Source organism: Bradyrhizobium sp. HKCCYLRH1034 (assembly GCF_051168375.1).
Classification (GTDB): Bacteria; Pseudomonadota; Alphaproteobacteria; order Rhizobiales; family Xanthobacteraceae; genus Bradyrhizobium.
Window position 1 is genome coordinate 16,346 of the sequence record NZ_JBNPUW010000014.1, and the last position, 15,184, is coordinate 31,529.

Annotated in this window: 14 protein-coding genes; 10 read left to right on the plus strand and 4 right to left on the minus strand. The window is 66.8% G+C overall.

Annotated elements, in window-relative coordinates; translation table 11 throughout:
* Nucleotides 1-159: 159 nt before the first annotated feature.
* Nucleotides 160-1,299, minus strand: coding sequence for an acyl-CoA dehydrogenase family protein (locus tag ACQR0W_RS27175; RefSeq protein WP_316165625.1), 1,140 nt, complete (start codon nucleotides 1,297-1,299; stop codon nucleotides 160-162).
* A 152-nt stretch (nucleotides 1,300-1,451) separates the two neighbouring features.
* Nucleotides 1,452-2,636, minus strand: coding sequence for an acyl-CoA dehydrogenase family protein (locus ACQR0W_RS27180; protein ID WP_315717091.1), 1,185 nt, complete (start codon nucleotides 2,634-2,636; stop codon nucleotides 1,452-1,454).
* 153 nt (nucleotides 2,637-2,789) lie between these two features.
* On the opposite strand from ACQR0W_RS27180, the gene ACQR0W_RS27185 reads away from it, so the two are divergent.
* On the plus strand, nucleotides 2,790-3,335 hold the full coding sequence (locus ACQR0W_RS27185) for a carboxymuconolactone decarboxylase family protein (protein ID WP_316165627.1): 546 nt from the start codon (nucleotides 2,790-2,792) through the stop codon (nucleotides 3,333-3,335).
* 303 nt (nucleotides 3,336-3,638) lie between these two features.
* Here the strand turns inward: ACQR0W_RS27185 and ACQR0W_RS27190 are convergent, their stop codons facing one another.
* On the minus strand, nucleotides 3,639-4,856 hold the full coding sequence (locus ACQR0W_RS27190; protein ID WP_315751172.1) for an MFS transporter: 1,218 nt from the start codon (nucleotides 4,854-4,856) through the stop codon (nucleotides 3,639-3,641).
* A gap of 210 nt (nucleotides 4,857-5,066) precedes the next feature.
* Between ACQR0W_RS27190 and ACQR0W_RS27195 the strand changes: the two genes are divergently transcribed.
* Entirely contained in the window at nucleotides 5,067-7,133 is a 2,067-nt protein-coding gene (locus ACQR0W_RS27195; protein ID WP_316171987.1) for a prolyl oligopeptidase family serine peptidase, read from the plus strand.
* A 120-nt stretch (nucleotides 7,134-7,253) separates the two neighbouring features.
* Here ACQR0W_RS27195 and ACQR0W_RS27200 read toward each other — a convergent pair whose 3' ends face one another.
* Entirely contained in the window at nucleotides 7,254-7,931 is a 678-nt protein-coding gene (locus tag ACQR0W_RS27200) for a DUF938 domain-containing protein (RefSeq protein ID WP_316171986.1), read from the minus strand.
* Nucleotides 7,932-8,120: 189 nt separating this feature from the next.
* Here ACQR0W_RS27200 and soxX point away from each other — a divergent pair, with 189 nt between their 5' ends.
* The 8 genes from soxX to ACQR0W_RS27240 all read left to right on the plus strand — a co-directional run bounded on the left by soxX (nucleotide 8,121) and on the right by ACQR0W_RS27240 (nucleotide 15,088).
* Nucleotides 8,121-8,414, plus strand: coding sequence for a sulfur oxidation c-type cytochrome SoxX (gene soxX, locus ACQR0W_RS27205; RefSeq protein ID WP_315717170.1), 294 nt, complete (start codon nucleotides 8,121-8,123; stop codon nucleotides 8,412-8,414).
* An 18-nt stretch (nucleotides 8,415-8,432) separates the two neighbouring features.
* Nucleotides 8,433-8,927: a thiosulfate oxidation carrier protein SoxY gene (soxY, locus tag ACQR0W_RS27210; RefSeq protein ID WP_315717085.1), complete on the plus strand. Its 495-nt coding sequence runs from the start codon at nucleotides 8,433-8,435 to the stop codon at nucleotides 8,925-8,927.
* Between the two features lie 15 nt (nucleotides 8,928-8,942).
* Nucleotides 8,943-9,254: a thiosulfate oxidation carrier complex protein SoxZ gene (gene soxZ, locus ACQR0W_RS27215; RefSeq protein ID WP_315827933.1), complete on the plus strand. Its 312-nt coding sequence runs from the start codon at nucleotides 8,943-8,945 to the stop codon at nucleotides 9,252-9,254.
* Nucleotides 9,251-10,099 (plus strand): sulfur oxidation c-type cytochrome SoxA, encoded by an 849-nt coding sequence (gene soxA / locus ACQR0W_RS27220; protein WP_316165632.1) that lies wholly within the window; start codon nucleotides 9,251-9,253, stop codon nucleotides 10,097-10,099. The genes soxZ and soxA overlap by 4 nt, the downstream gene beginning before the upstream one ends.
* Nucleotides 10,100-10,122: 23 nt before the next feature.
* The gene (locus ACQR0W_RS27225) at nucleotides 10,123-10,425 is read left to right on the plus strand and encodes a hypothetical protein (RefSeq protein ID WP_409977916.1); all 303 of its coding nucleotides are present in this window, start codon (nucleotides 10,123-10,125) and stop codon (nucleotides 10,423-10,425) included.
* Nucleotides 10,426-10,562: 137 nt separating this feature from the next.
* Nucleotides 10,563-12,311, plus strand: coding sequence for a thiosulfohydrolase SoxB (gene soxB, locus ACQR0W_RS27230; protein ID WP_315827931.1), 1,749 nt, complete (start codon nucleotides 10,563-10,565; stop codon nucleotides 12,309-12,311).
* A 105-nt stretch (nucleotides 12,312-12,416) separates the two neighbouring features.
* Nucleotides 12,417-13,454, plus strand: a complete 1,038-nt coding sequence (locus ACQR0W_RS27235; protein ID WP_315827930.1) for an MBL fold metallo-hydrolase — start codon at nucleotides 12,417-12,419, stop codon at nucleotides 13,452-13,454.
* A 416-nt stretch (nucleotides 13,455-13,870) separates the two neighbouring features.
* On the plus strand, nucleotides 13,871-15,088 hold the full coding sequence (locus ACQR0W_RS27240) for an MFS transporter (protein ID WP_316171984.1): 1,218 nt from the start codon (nucleotides 13,871-13,873) through the stop codon (nucleotides 15,086-15,088).
* Nucleotides 15,089-15,184 lie beyond the last annotated feature (96 nt).

The window sequence follows — 15,184 nt, forward strand, 5'->3', positions numbered from 1 at the left end:
TCTGCTGTTGCCGTCGATAGTCACCCCGCGAAGGCGGGGTACCCAGTACACTGCGGCTTCTCGGTCAATCACAACTCTCTCGGTGTACTGGATCGTCCACCTTCGCGGACGATGACTGCTGAGCGTGTGGAGTCGGCGGGTGCCGACAAGCGGCCTTGCTTAGTACCCCCTGAGCTGAGCCAGCTGCGCTGCGTGATAGTTCGCATCGCCGAGCAGCTCCTCACAGACGCGGGCGCGCTTCATGAAGAAGCCGATGTCGAACTGGTCGGTCATGCCCATGCCGCCATGCATCTGCACGCCCTCCTGCACCGCGCGGGTCGCGGTCGCGCCCGCGCGGGCCTTGGCGACGGCCACGGCGGCCGTCGCGCCGGCGGAATCGGCGTCGAGCGTCTGCAGCGCCTTCAGCACCGCGGCGCGGGTGATCTCGATCTCGATATAGAGCTGCGCGGCACGGTGCTGCAGCGCCTGGAATTCGCCGATGGCCTTGCCAAACTGCTTGCGTTCCTTGAGATAGGCAACGGTGCGGCCGAACACCTCCTCGCTCAGTCCCACCATCTCTGAGGCAACCGCGCCCCGGCCGAGATCGAGTACGGCGCTGAGCGTGGCAGCGCCACCATCGACCTCGCCGAGCACGTGATCCGCGGTGACCTCGACGTTGTCGAGCGTGACCCGCGCGGCGTTGTGCGCGTCGACCATGATGGTGCGTTCGATCGCCACGCCCTTGGCCTTGGGATCGACCAGGAACAGCGTGAGGCCATCGCGATCGCCAGGCGCGCCCGCACTGCGCGCGACGACGAGCAGGAGATCAGCGACATGGCCGTCGACCACCATCGCCTTGGCGCCGTTCAGTTTGAAGCCGTTGCCGGAGCGCACGGCCTGCAGGGCTGTGTGCAAAGGACGATGCTTGGCGCCTTCGTCGAGCGCCAGCGCGGCGAGCAGCGCGCCGCTGGCGATCTTCGGCAGATACTCGGACTTCTGCGCTGCCGAGCCGGCGCGGGCGAGCGCCGAGGCTGACAGCACCGACGTCGCCAGAAACGGCGACGGCATCAAGGTGCGGCCGATTTCCTCCATCACGACGCCGGCTTCGACCGCGCCGAGGCCGGAGCCGCCGTGCTCCTCCGGCACGAGCAGTCCGGCAAAGCCCATCTCGGCGAAGGTGGCCCAGAGCTGGCGCGAGAAGCCGGTCGCGTCGCGATCATCGCGCAGCTTGCGTAGGTGCGCGATCGGTGCGTGATCGCTGATGAGGCCGCGCGCGCTGTCGCGCAGCATGGATTGTTCTTCGGTGAGGAGGAGAGGCATGGGAGATCCCGTTGCAACGATGGCAATCAATTTTGGTCTTGTCATTCCGGGATGGCCCGAAGGGCCAGGCCCGGAATCCATACTCACGATCGTGGTTATGGATTCCGGGCTCGCCGCGTCGCGGCGCCCCGGAATGACGGCGTGGGTGCGAACTACGCCCCCGGCAGATCGAGGATGCGCTTGGCGACGATGCCGAGCATGACCTCGGAGGTGCCGCCTTCGATCGAGTTGGCCTTGGTGCGCAGCCAGGCGCGGGGACGCGCGCCTTCGTGGGAGCGCTCACTCTCCCATTCGAGCGCGTCGATGCCGCCGGCCGCCATCAGCAGCTCGTGGCGACGCTTGTTGAGCTCGGTGCCGTAGTACTTCATCGCCGACGAGAACGCCGGATGCCCCTGTCCCGCCTTGGCGAGATCGACCATGCGCTCGGCGGCGGCGGCAAGCGCGGCCTCGTCGACGTCGAAGGTCGCGATGTCCGCACGTAAGAGCGCGTCGTCGAGCCGCCCCTGCGCATCGCTGCCGACGGAATCCGCCGCGACCTGGCCGAGCGGCCGGCTGCCGCCGCGCTCGCCCATGCCGGAAATCATCGCGCGCTCGTGCTGCAGCAGGTACTTCGCAACGTCCCAACCACGGTTGACGGTACCCAGCACGTTCGCCTTGGGCACGCGGACATTGTCGAAGAAGGTCTCGCAGAATGGCGAGCGGCCGGAGATCAGGAGGATCGGCTTGGTCGACACGCCCTTCGACGTCATGTCGAACAGGATGAAGCTGATGCCGTCATGCTTCTTCGCCGCCGGATCGGTGCGCACCAGGCAGAAGATCCAGTCGGCGTAGTTGGCATAGGAGGTCCAGATCTTCTGGCCGTTGATGATGTAGTCGTCGCCGTCGCTTTCGGCCCGCGTCTGCAAGGAGGCGAGATCGGAGCCGGCGTTCGGCTCGGAATAGCCCTGGCACCAGCGGATTAGACCGGCGGTGATCTTCGGCAGGTGCTCGCGCTTCTGGTCGTCCGTGCCGTATTTCAGCAGCGCCGGCCCGAGCATTGAGATGCCGAACGAGGTGATCGGCGCGCGCGCCCCGATCGCCGCCATCTCCTGGCGCACGATCTTGGCCTCCTCGCCGTCGAGACCGCCGCCGCCATATTCCCTGGGCCAGTGCGGTACGGTCCAGCCCTTGTCGCGCATGCGCTCGAACCAGACGCGCTGCGGCTCAGAGGAGAATTTTGCATTGCGGCCGCCCCAGAACGTGTCCTCCTCGGAGGTCATCGGCCGGCGCATTTCCGGCGGGCAATTGGCCTCCAGCCAGGCCCTGGTTTCGCGGCGGAATGTGTCGAGATCGGCCATGCCAAGTCCTCACGCGTTTCCATGATTGCTGTCTTTGAAACGACCTAACCTCAGCCCGTCAGGGAATTCAACATCGATGTCGCCGCGGGCGCCCTCGCCTTGCTAGGCGTTCTATGGTCATGATGCCACCGCGTGAAATACGAGGAAACGAACATGCGCCTGAAACTTCTTTCGCCTGGCGAAATGAGCGCCGACCAGCGCCAGACCTATGACGAGTCGATCGCCAGCAAGCGCGGCTCGCCGCCGCCGCCGATGATGGCCTGGCTGAACAGCCCGGAGATGGCGCGGCACGCGACGCGGCTCGGCGCCTTCCTGCGCTACGACACGGTGTTTCCGGCAGCACTCTCGGAGATCGCGATCCTGGTGACGGCGCGGCATTGGACCGCGCATTACGAATGGTACGCGCATAAGCGTCTGGCGCTGGCCGGCGGGCTCGACATCAAGATCATCGAGGACATCCGCGACCGTCGCACGCCGGAATTCTCCGATCCCAAGGCACAGATGATCTACGACGTCGCCAAGTCGCTGCATGAGGGCCATGGACTGACGGATGCGCTCTACAAGGAAGCGATCGCGCTGCTCGGCGAACGCGGCCTGGTCGAGATCATCGGCCTGTGCGGCTACTACACGATGGTGTCGATGACGCTGAACGCGTTCGAGTTCGACCTGCCGGAGGGCGAGGTGTCGGAGTTGAAGTGAGAAGCGCGTGAGCTGCGATGCGCCGCTGTCGCCACGATGCCGGTGCACTCCCCTCCCCCTTGCGGGGAGGGGTCGGGGGTGGGGGTCTCCGGGCGCTGCGCGAAGTGAGGTGCGACCTTATCAATCTGCACTGCTATCGGCTCTCAAGGCTGGGCATCCACCGCTCGGCCGAGCGAGAGACTTTGATCCTTGTAATCTGAGAGAGCACGGTTCGTGGACCCCCACCCCCGCCCCCTCCCCGCAAGGGGGAGGGGAGCGCACCGTGGGTGCGGCACGACCTCGTTACTACTACGCCCGTTTTAGTCAGCCCGCCGCTGCCTCGCGCCGCTTCGACGACCACACCAGTGCAAGCACGCACAATCCCAGCAGCACCGGCGGGAACACCACGAGGTTCACCGCCGACCAGCCGAAATTGGCGAGCAGTTGGCCCGAGGAGAACGAGCCCAGCGCCATCAGGCCGAAGATCAGGAAATCGTTGAACGCCTGCACCTTGTTGCGCTCGGCGGATGTATGTGTCTCCAGCACCAGCGCGGAGGCGCCGACGAAGCCGAAATTCCAGCCGACGCCGAGCATGACCAGGGTGGCCCAGAAGTGCATCGCGGTCAGGCCCGACAGGCCGATGACGGCCGCGACCGCTTCAAGCCCCAGGCCCACCGCGACGATGGCAGGCGCACCAAAGCGCGCGATCAGCGATCCCGTGAAGAAGCTCGGGCCGTACATCGCGACGATGTGCCATTGCAGGCCGAAATTGGAATCCGACACGGTGAGCCCGCACATCTGCATCGCCAAAGGTGCCGAGGTCATCACCAGGTTCATCACCGGATAGGCGATGGTGCCACACAGGGCAGCTGCGATGAAGCGCGGCTGGCGCACGATCTCGGACAGCGGCCGGCCGCCATGGAGATCGGCAGCTTCAGGCTTCGGCAGATCGACGCCGGCGACGATCCCCATCGCGACCAGCGCGACCGCCGCCTGGACCAGATAGCTGAACGCGAACAGATAGGGTTGCCAGACGTCCATGGTCCATTGCACGAGCTGTGGACCGAGCAGACCGGCGAAGATGCCGCCCGCCATCACCCACGACACCGCCTTGGGCCGGAACGTCGCGCTGGCGCCATCGGCCGCCGCGAAGCGATAGGATTGCGCGACGGCGCCATAGACGCCGCCGAGGAACGTCGCCAGGCAGAACAGTGCGAACGAGCCGCGCAGAATCGCGAGGCAGCCGAGCACGCCGGTGACGGCGCCGCAGCCGGTACCGATCAGGAAGGCCGCCCGGCGGCCATAGCGGCGCGAGATCGCGCCGGTCGGCAAGGTGCCGGCGGCGAGGCCAACGACGTACATCGAGATCGGCACCGTCGCGAGCCCGATGTTCGGGGCAATGGTGACACCGACGATCGCGCCGGTGGCGAAGATCACGGCCGAGTTGGCGCCGGTCAGCGCCTGGGCGGCCGCGAGCCGCGCCACGTTACGGCGAGCGCGGGCATCATCGGAGGTGTCTTCGCTCACGGTCAGATCGATCATCTCAGGTATCCGGAGGCGTGGCGCGCACGCTCCCGCCTTGCTGGTTCAGCCGCACTATTGCGGGAAGCGCGCGCCCGAGGCAACGGGCGCGAACGGAGACAAGCCATGCGGCAGCGAACGCGCCACCGAGCGTGATTCGACACTCCCGATGGGCCCGGCTAATCAAGCTGGCGGTATTCTCGCGTCAACGGCGCCCGCGGAGCTTGAGCCATGTCAATCGACGATCGTCCGACCATCGCGGCGCCCGATGACGATCCGTATCTGTGGCTCGAGGAGATCGACGGCGAGCGCGCACTCGCCTTCGTCGCGGCGCAGAACCAGCGCACGCTCGCCGCGTTCGGCGATGCGGCCTTCGAACGCGACCGCGACACGCTGGCCGCCATCCTGGATCGGCCGGACAACATCCCGTTCGTCAGCCGCCGCGGCGGGCTGCTGTACAATCAATGGAAGGACGCGGCGCATCCGCGCGGCTTGTGGCGGCGCACGACGATCGCGGAGTTCCGCAAGGCGCAACCGCAATGGGAGGACCTGCTCGACATCGACCGACTCGCGGCCGACGAAGGCGAGGACTGGGCGCTGAACGGGGTCTCGAGCCTGCCGCCGGCGCATGAGCGCGCCATCCTGAGCCTGTCGCGGGGCGGCAGCGACGCCGTGGTGCTGCGCGAGTTCGACCTCGCGACGAAGCGCTTCGTGACGGGCGGCTTCACGCTCTCGGAGGCCAAGGGCGGCGCCGCCTGGCTCGATGCCGACACCCTGCTGCTGGCGAGCGCGTTCGGCGCCGGCATGGCGACGCCGTCGGGCTACGCGCGGGCGGTGCGGCGCTGGCGGCGCGGCCAGCCGGTCGAGCAGGCGGAGGTGATCTTCGCCGCCGAAGGCAGCCAGTCGACATGGGTGCATGTCGGTGTCGATCGCAGCGTCGCGCCGGCGCGGGTGTGGTTTGCCGAGGGCATCGACTTCTTCAACCAATATCTATGGCTCGGTGACCGCGGCGGGGCGCGGACCAGGCTCGACCTGCCGACCGACTGCTGGATGTCAGCGCATGGCGACTGGATGGCCATCAAGCTGCGCCAGCCCTGGACCGTCGGCGAGGTCACCCATCCCGCAGATGTGGTGCTCGGTCTCCAGCTCTCGGCATTCCTTGCCGGGCGCCGCGATTTCACCCGCGTGTTCGAGCCCGCGCCGCGACGCGCGCTGCAGGGCCTGTCCTGGGCCGGCGACCGGCTGGTGCTGTCGATCCTCGACGAGCTCAGGGCAAGGTTCGAGGTGTGGACGCCGTCACCGGCGGAGTGGAGCTGCGAGCGGCTTCCCGGCCTGCCGGAGATCGCGACGGTGGACGTCTGGCGTCTCGACACCGACGAGGCCGAAAGCAACGGCGACCTGCTCGCCAACATCCAGGATCCGCTGACGCCGCCGTCGCTGCTACTGATCGAGGGCTTGGCCGCGCCGATCGTGCTGAAGCAGGCGCCTCGCACCTTCAGCGCCGAGGGGCACGTCGTCACGCGACACGAGGCGATCTCGGTGGACGGCGAGCGTATTCCCTACACCCAGACCGGGCCGGCCGAGCTGACAGGCGACGCGCCGGTGCATATGAGCGCCTATGGCGGCTTCGGTCACACGCTCCGTCCGGCCTACAATGCGGCGCTGGGCAAGCTGTGGCTCGAGCGTGGCGGCACGCTCGTGGAGGCCAACATCCGCGGCGGCGGCGAGTTCGGCACCGCCTGGCACGACGCCGGCCGCTATGCGGGCAAGCGGCTCGCGCATGATGATTTCGCCGCGGTCGCCGCCGACCTCGTCCGCCGCGGCGTGACGGTGCCGAAGCGCATCGCGGCGCAAGGCGGCTCCAATGGCGGCATCCTGATCACCAACATGCTGGTGCGCTACCCCGAGCACTTCGGCGCCTTGTTCTGCACCATCCCGCTGATCGACATGCGCCGCTACACCAAGCTGCTCGCCGGCGCGAGCTGGATCGCCGAATATGGCGATCCCGACAGCGACCAGGATTGGAGCTGGTTGTCGACCTACTCGGCCTATCACACCGCAACGCCCGGCCAGCCCTATCCGCCGATCCTGATCGCGACCACGCGGCGCGACGACCGCGTCCATCCCGGCCACGCGCGCAAGATGACCGCCAAGCTGCAGGCCATGGGCTACGACGCCTGGTTCTACGAACCCGCCGCCGGCGGCCATGGCTACGGCACCGACAACCGTGAGCGCGCCAGCTTCATCACGCTGGGCACGCGGTTTCTGGCGCGGCATGTCGGGCTGGAGGCGAAGTGAGCGGCCCATCTTCCGTCATTGCGAGGAGCGAAGCGACGAAGCAATCCAGAGTCCCAACGCGACCCTGGATTGCTTCGCTTCGCTCGCAATGACGAAGATCGGCGAGGCGCCGTCGCAAACCTACGAAGTCCGACCGAACACCAGGATCATGTTGTTGGCGGGCATTTCCATCGTCTCGCGCAAGGCGAGCCCGTGGCGCGCGGCGAGCGCCTCGAGGTCGGTGATGTCGCGCACGCCCCAGTCCGGATTGCGCTCGCGCAGCGACGTATCGAACACGGCATTGCTGACCGCCGTGTGCTTGCCGTCGCGCTTGAACGGGCCGTAGAGCACCAGTGCGCCGTCCGCCGACAGCGCCTGCCCGGCGCCGGCGAACAATCCCTCCGCCACCGACCACGGCGCGATGTGAATCACGTTGGCGCAGAAGATCGCGGCGAGCTGCGACGGCCCGCCCGCGGCGCGGAACGCCGCCGGCCAGCCGGGATCTGACAGGTCGATGCGCTGGGCATCACGGATGTTGGACAACCCGGCATGGCTGCGCCAAGCCGCAATGCTGGCGAGGTGGTTGGCGTTGAGATCGCTCGGCCACCACGTCAGGTCCGGGCGCTGCGAGGCGAAATGCACGACGTGCTGGCCGGTGCCGCTGCCGGCCTCCAGCACGTCGCCGGTCTTGCCCGCCAGCAGCCGTTCCAGCACCGCCCAGATCGGCTGGTGGTTGCGGTGGAACGCGGCCGCGTCCAGCCGTCCGTCCGGTTCCACCGGCCGACCGTCCCGGCCGAACTCCACGACATATTCCGCCATGACCATTCTCCCGGCCGCCCCATGGACGGCCCTCGTTAACCGCGTTGCGGCGGCCACCATAGCTGCATTGTCAGCCGATGGTCTTTATGCTTTGCAGCGCCTATATTGCCGAGATCACCGAGACGTCGGAACTCCACCTTGATCACACCTGTCCTGCGTACCGCCCTGGCGATGGGGCTCTCGCTCGCCATGTCCATGGCCGCTCACGCCCAGTCCGGTGCCGTCGACGGCCAGAAGCTCGCCTTCGACCGCGGCAAGGGCAACTGCCTGACCTGCCACGAGATCAAGGGCGGCGACCTGCCGGGCTCGATCGGCCCGAAGCTGGAGAACCTCAAGGCGAGATACGACCGCGCCGAGCTGATCGCGATTCTCAACGACGAGACCAGGCGCAATCCGCTGACGGTGATGCCGCCGTTCGGCCGCAACCGCATCCTGACCGAGCAGGAAATCAGCGCCATCGTCGACTTCCTGCAGACCCTCTGATTCCGTTTGGAGACCGCCATGACTGCCTCGTTCGGCCCGTTGGCCCACCGCCGCCTGTTCCTGAAGGGCGCCGGCCTCGTCGCGCTGATCGGCCTCGGCAACGCCGTGCTGCACGCGACCCCCGTGTTTGCCGCGACCAATGACAACAAATATCCGGAAGACGCCTTCAAGCAGAAGAATGCGGGCGACGCGGTCAAGGCGCTGTACGGCCGCGACCACGAGGCGTCCGACAAGATCAAGCTCGACGCGCCGGAGATCGCCGAGAACGGCGGCGTGGTGCCGATCGCGGTGACGACGTCGCTGCCGAACGTGACCTCGATCGCCTTCATCGTCAGCGAGAATCCGTTCGCGCTGGCGGCGTCGTACCACATCCCCGAGGGCACCGTGCCCGCGGTGGCGAACCGGCTCAAGATGGCCAAGACCTCCAACGTGATCGCGCTCGTCGAATCCGGCGGCAAGCTCTACAGCGCGACCAAGGAGGTCAAGGTCACCGTCGGCGGCTGCGGCGGCTAAGGTCAGGAGATCATCATGGCATCGAGCATCCGCGTCCGCGCCGTCCTGAATGGCGACGTCGCCGAGGTCCAGACACTGATTCAGCACCCGATGGATACGGGCCTGGTCAAGGACGCCAAGGGCGAAGTGATCCCGGCGCACTACATCCAGCAGGTCACCTTCGTGCACAAGGACAAGACGGTGTTCCTGGCCGATTGGGGCACCGCGGTGTCGAAGGACCCCTATGTCAAGTTCGCCTTCAAGGGCGCGGCCAAGGGCGACGAGCTCAAGGTGAGCTGGGTCGACAGCAAGGGCGCGACCGACAGCCTGACGGCGACGATCCAATGAGGGCGCCGCGCCTCGCGCTGACCGTGGCGGCCGCGCTCGCTCTCGGCGCCTCCGGCGTCGCGGCCGCGGACAAGCCGAACCCGGCCGCCGACGCCAAGGCGTTCCAGGATTACTTCGTCAAGAAGTTTCCGAAGGTGGCGTTCGACGATTTCGTCAACGGGCCGTATTCGATGAACGCCGACATGCGCAAGCAATGGGAGGAGAAGGAGCAGTTTCCGCCCTACGAGTTCGCGCTCGATGCCGGCAAGGAGATGTTCGCCAAGCCGTTCAAGAACGGCAAGACCTATGCCGACTGCTTCCCGAACGGCGGCATCGGCATCCGCCAGAACTATCCCTATTTCGACGACAAGGAAGGCAAGGTCATCACCCTCGAGCTGGCGCTGAACCGCTGCCGCGAGGCCAATGGCGAGCAGCCCTACTCCTACGTCAAGGACGAGATGGCATCGCTGACCGCCTACATGGCGTACACGTCGCGCGGCAAGCGCTTCGACATCAAGATCCCCGACGACCCGCGTGCGCTCGAGGCCTTCGAAAAGGGCAAGGAGTATTTCTACACCCGCCGCGGCCAGTTGAACTTCTCCTGCGCGAGCTGCCACGTGCAGAGCCCGGGGGAGCGGATCCGCGCCGAGATCCTGGCGCCGGCGCTCGGCATCCTCAACGCGATGCCGATCTACCGCTCGGAATGGAGCGGCATGGGCACGATCAGCCGGCGCTTCGTCACCTGCAACAGCCAGACACGCGCCGTGCCGCTGGAGCCGCAATCGGACGAATACCGCAACCTCGAATATTACCTGTCCTACGTGTCGAACGGCCTGCCAGTTTCAGGACCTGGAGCGCGGCCATGAAAAACGTCACGACAGCAAGCGTCATGAAAAAGATCGTGTTCGCCATGATGGTATCAGCGGTCGGCGCCGGCTCCGCGCGGGCCGCGTCGGAGGCCGACTATCTCGCGGCTGTCGCGGCGGCCGAGAGCGCCAACAAGGAAGCCGGACGTCTGCGCAACCAATGGACCGTGACCCAGGCCGCACTCACCGCTGCGAAGAAGGCAGCGGATTCCGGCAATTTCGATTCTGCGCTGAAGTCGGCGCAGGAGGCCGAGGCGCTCGCCAAGGCCTCGGTCGTCCAGGCCACCAGCGAGAAGCAGCGCTGGAAGGACATGGAGATCCGCTAGAGCATGATCCGGAGAAGTGGCAACCGGTTTTCCCTCGCGACGAACGCCGAAGGCGTTTGTGCGGAGATCATGCTCAAACAAAGGGATGGATCATGATGCGATTCCGTGGAATCGCATCATGATCTAGGACGCGAGCCATGATTCGGCGCCGGGACTTTCTGAAGGCATCAGTTGTCGCCACGCTCGCCGCGCCGGCGTTGCTGCGCAGCGCCCGCGCCGCTGACACCGTCAGCCTTTACGACATCGAGAAGTTCGGCAACGCGCGCATCCTGCACATCACGGACACGCACGCGCAGTTGCGGCCGCTGTTGTTCCGCGAGCCCAGCGTCAATCTCGGCATCGGCGAAATGTGGGGACGGCCGCCGCATCTGGTCGAGCGCGCCTTCCTCGACCGCTACGGCATCCGGCCCGACAGCGCCGAGGCCTATGCGTTCACCTCGTTCGAGTTCGAGAAGTACGCCGTCCGCTTCGGCCGGATGGGTGGATTCGCGCATCTGAAGACCCTGGTCGACAAGCTGCGCGCCGATGCCGGCGACCATCGCTCGGTGCTGCTCGATGGCGGCGACCTCTGGCAGGGCACCGGGCTCGCCAATGCGATGCGCGGCGCCGACATGGTGAGCGCCGCCAACCTGCTCGGCATCGACGCCATGACCGGGCATTGGGAGTTCACCTATGGCGAGGAGGCGCTGCGCACCAACCTCGCCCGCTTCAAGGGCGAATTCCTGGCGCAGAACGTGTTCCTGACGGAGGAGGCGGCGTTCAACGACGCCAAGGCGTTCGATCCCGGCTCCGGCCGCGTGTTCAAGCCGGCCACCATCAAGGAGATCGGCGGCGCCCGCATTGCCGTGATCGGCCAGGCCTTTCCCTACGTGCCGATCGCGCATCCGCGCCGCTTCACGCCGGACTGGACGTTCGGCATCCGCGAGGAGGAGCTGCAGAAGCTGGTCGATGGCCTCCGCGGCGCCGACAAGGTCGATGCCGTGATCCTGCTGTCGCATAACGGCATGGATGTCGACCTCAAGCTGGCGAGCCGCGTCACCGGCATCGACGTCATCCTCGGCGGCCATACCCATGACGCGGTTCCGCAGCCGGTCGCGGTCAGCAATTCCAAGGGCGCAACGCTCGTCACCAATGCCGGCTCCAACGGCAAATTCCTCGCCGTGCTCGATCTCGACGTCGGCAAGGGCCGCGTCGCCGATGCGCGCTACCGGCTGCTGCCCGTCTACTCGGAGCTGCTGAAGCCGGACCCGGCGATGCAGGCGCTGATCGATCAGACGCAGCAGCCGCAGGTCGCGGCCTGGAGCGAGAAGCTCGCGACGTCCGACCGGCTGCTTTACCGGCGCGGCAATTTCGAAGGCGCGACCGACGACCTGATCTGCGCGGCGCTGCGCCGCGAGCTCGATGCCGAGATCGCGCTGTCGCCCGGATTCCGCTGGGGCCCGACCTTGCTCGCGAACCAGTCCATCCTGCTCGAGGACGTGCTGGCGCAGACCGCCATCACCTATCCCGAGACCTATGTGCAGCGGATGTCCGGCGCAGAGATCAAGGACGTGCTCGAGGACGTCTGCGACAACCTGTTCAACGCCGACCCCTATCTGCAGCAGGGCGGCGACATGGTGCGAACCGGAGGGCTATCCTACCGCTGCGCGCCCGCCGAGCCGATCGGCCGCCGCATCTCCGATCTCACGCTCGACGATGGCCGGCCGCTGGACGCCCGCAAGAGCTACAAGGTCGCCGGCTGGGCCTCGATGAACGCGCAGGACGGCAAGCCGGTGTGGGACGTGGTGGCCAACCACCTGCGCAACGGCCAACTGGTGCTGGTCGGAACGAACAAGGTCACGCTCTCGGGTGTCGACGGCAATCCCGGATTTGCATCGCAATCGTGACCGCGGATTGCGCGATGCAATCCGACCTGCCGAGCGTTCGCCGCATTGGTGACATCGGGCCGGTCGTGCTAATGCCACGATGATCCAGATCGGAAGGAGGCGCTGATGATCTTCCGCCAATTGTTCGACAGCGTCTCCGGCACCTACAGCTACATCCTCGCCAGCCGCAGCGGCGGCGAGGCCGTCATCATCGATCCGGTGCTGGAGAAGGTCGAGCGCTACTGCCAGCTTTTGCGCGAGCTCGATTTGCGCCTGGTGAAGGCCGTCGACACCCACCTGCATGCGGATCACGTCACCGGCCTCGGCGCTTTGCGCGACCGCACCCATTGCGTCACCATCATGGGCGAGCAGACCAAGGCCGACGTGGTGGCGATGCGCGTCAGCGAGGGCGACCGGATTGCCATCGAGGGCATCAGCCTGGACGTGATGTACACGCCCGGGCACACCGACGATTCCTATAGTTTCTCGCTGGGCGACCGCGTCTTCACCGGCGACACGCTGCTGATCCGAGGGACCGGCCGCACCGATTTCCAGAACGGCGATGCGCGACAGCAGTACGACTCCATCTTCAACAAGCTGCTGCGGCTGCCCGACGACACGCTGGTCTATCCCGCACACGACTACAAGGGCGACACCGTCTCCACGATCGGCGAGGAGCGCCGCTACAATCCGCGCCTGCAGGTCAAGTCGGTCGACGACTACGTTGCGCTGATGGCAAATCTGAAGTTGCCGAACCCGAAGATGATGGATGTCGCGGTGCCCGCCAACATGCGCGTCGGGCTGCATCAGGAGGAGTTGGCGAAGCGGGGCCTGTCGCTGTCGGCACGCGAGGCGATCGAGTGCCTGGGACGCCCCGACGTGCTGCTGGTCGATTTGCGCGAGGCCGCGGAGCGCGCCAAGCATGGCACGCTGTCCGGCGCACTGCACGCGCCCTATCCTGCGATCGAGGACAATCTCAAGCCGGGCGGCATGTTGCGCGAGGTCGCCGCCGCCACCGGCCGCCGCATTGTGTTCTTCTGCGCCTATGGCGAGCGCTCGGCAATGGCCGTGCAGACGGCGCAGGCGGCGGGGCTGGCGAATACGGCGCATATTGAAGGCGGGTTGGACGCGTGGAAAAAGGCCGGCGGGCCGGTGGTGCCGTAGGAGGTCACGCTCTCTCGCTGTCGTCCTGGGCAAGCCCGTTGACGCGAAGCGTCAGCGGGCGCCGACCCGGCCATACCGCGTGATCTCACTTGAGGCAGGCTGCCCGTTGCACGAGTCGCGCAACAAACGTCCGCCGGTGGTTATGGGTCCCTGCGTTCGCAGGGACGACACCGGTGTTGGAGCTGCCACCCTACATCTCCGCCCCACGTCATCTGGAACGTCATCCGCGGAGGGAAGCCGCCCCTCGGCCGCCGGCCATCCCGCGCAGGTGCCATGCGCGGGCGTTCATGGACAATGAACCGCATTACGATAGTGTGGCGTTGTGTCGCGCGCGCCCCTGATTTCGGGAGCATCGGCGGTTTGCCGGCAACGCGCCCTCCTTTCCATCGCTGACGCCGGGGGCCAACGGATCGACCATGGCTGACGTTCTCGCCGCACCGCAACATGCTCCGGTCCGGGCCGCCTCGCCGCTGCGCACATTGGCGCTGATCTCGCTGGCGCACTGGGTCAGCCATCTGCACATGCTGGTGCTGCCGATGCTGTTTCCCTACCTGAAGGAGAAGCTCGGCGTCGGCTACATCGAGCTCGGCTTTCCGCTCACCGTGTTCGCGGTCGTCTCGGCCCTGACCCAGGCGCCCGTCGGCTATCTGGTCGACCGCGCCGGTGCCCGCCGCATCCTGCTGATCGGCCTGACGCTCGGTGGCCTGTCGCTGGCGATGCTCGGCGTCTACCTGAGCTATGCCAGCCTTGTCGTCTCGGCGGTGCTGCTCGGCCTCGCCAACGCGGTCTACCATCCTTCCGACTACGCGCTGCTGGCCGCACACATGGAAGAGAAGCGCATGGGCCGCGCGTTCGGTGTGCATACCTTCGCCGGCTATCTCGGCGGCGCCGTCGCGCCCGCCGTGATGGCGGCGCTGGTCACGACCGTCGGCGGCTCCGGCGCGCTGATCGCAGCCGGCCTGGTCGGACCGCTCGCCGCGCTGCTGCTGCTCGTCGGCAACGTGCCCGAGGTGCCGCCGCATCCGCATCACACCAGCGCCGACGGCAGCAAGGTCAAACAGCCCAGCCTGCTGACGCCGATGCTGATGCTGCTGACCGTGTTCTTCATGCTGCTCAGCCTGTCCAACGCCGGCATCGCCAGCTTCGGCGTTGTCGCGCTCATGAACGGCTACGGCATCTCGTTCTCGACCGCCAACATCGCACTGACCGCGTTCCTCGGCGCCAGCGCCGTCGGCGTGCTCGCCGGCGGCCAGCTCGCCGACCGCATCCGCCATCACAACCTGGTCGCGGCCGTCGCCTATGCGATCAACGCCGTGCTGGTGCTGATGATCACTTTCATCAACCTGCCGACCGTGCTGCTCACGGCGATCATGCTGGTCGCGGGCTTCATGAGCGGCGTGATCGCGCCGTCGCGCGACATGCTGGTGCGCAACGCCGCCCCTCCGGGTGCCGCCGGCCGCGCCTTCGGCATCGTGTCGACCGGCTTCAACTTCGCCGGCGTGGTCAGCCCGCTGCTGTTCGGCTGGATCATGGACATGAACGCGCCGCGCTGGGTGTTCGGCACCTCCGTCGTGTTCATGCTGCTGACGATCGTGCTCGCGTTCTTCACCGAGCCGAAGAAGGCCAAGGCGTAGCTGTTAGTCGCAACTATCAAGCTTATCGTCAAAGCGCCCGGACACAGGAGATGAGCGCAGTCCCCATGACTGCGGCGGTGGCTTCTCTCGCAACGC

Coding starts and splice junctions, on each gene's coding strand:
- soxB (WP_315827931.1), top strand. CDS start 10,563: ATGATTCGGCGCCGGGACTTTCTGAAGGCATCAGTTGTCGCCACGCTC.
- soxX (WP_315717170.1), top strand. CDS start 8,121: ATGTCCATGGCCGCTCACGCCCAGTCCGGTGCCGTCGACGGCCAGAAG.
- ACQR0W_RS27200 (WP_316171986.1), bottom strand. CDS start 7,931: ATGGCGGAATATGTCGTGGAGTTCGGCCGGGACGGTCGGCCGGTGGAA.
- ACQR0W_RS27180 (WP_315717091.1), bottom strand. CDS start 2,636: ATGGCCGATCTCGACACATTCCGCCGCGAAACCAGGGCCTGGCTGGAG.
- ACQR0W_RS27185 (WP_316165627.1), top strand. CDS start 2,790: ATGCGCCTGAAACTTCTTTCGCCTGGCGAAATGAGCGCCGACCAGCGC.
- ACQR0W_RS27240 (WP_316171984.1), top strand. CDS start 13,871: ATGGCTGACGTTCTCGCCGCACCGCAACATGCTCCGGTCCGGGCCGCC.
- ACQR0W_RS27190 (WP_315751172.1), bottom strand. CDS start 4,856: ATGATCGATCTGACCGTGAGCGAAGACACCTCCGATGATGCCCGCGCT.
- ACQR0W_RS27175 (WP_316165625.1), bottom strand. CDS start 1,299: ATGCCTCTCCTCCTCACCGAAGAACAATCCATGCTGCGCGACAGCGCG.
- ACQR0W_RS27195 (WP_316171987.1), top strand. CDS start 5,067: ATGTCAATCGACGATCGTCCGACCATCGCGGCGCCCGATGACGATCCG.
- ACQR0W_RS27225 (WP_409977916.1), top strand. CDS start 10,123: ATGAAAAAGATCGTGTTCGCCATGATGGTATCAGCGGTCGGCGCCGGC.
- ACQR0W_RS27235 (WP_315827930.1), top strand. CDS start 12,417: ATGATCTTCCGCCAATTGTTCGACAGCGTCTCCGGCACCTACAGCTAC.
- soxY (WP_315717085.1), top strand. CDS start 8,433: ATGACTGCCTCGTTCGGCCCGTTGGCCCACCGCCGCCTGTTCCTGAAG.
- soxZ (WP_315827933.1), top strand. CDS start 8,943: ATGGCATCGAGCATCCGCGTCCGCGCCGTCCTGAATGGCGACGTCGCC.
- soxA (WP_316165632.1), top strand. CDS start 9,251: ATGAGGGCGCCGCGCCTCGCGCTGACCGTGGCGGCCGCGCTCGCTCTC.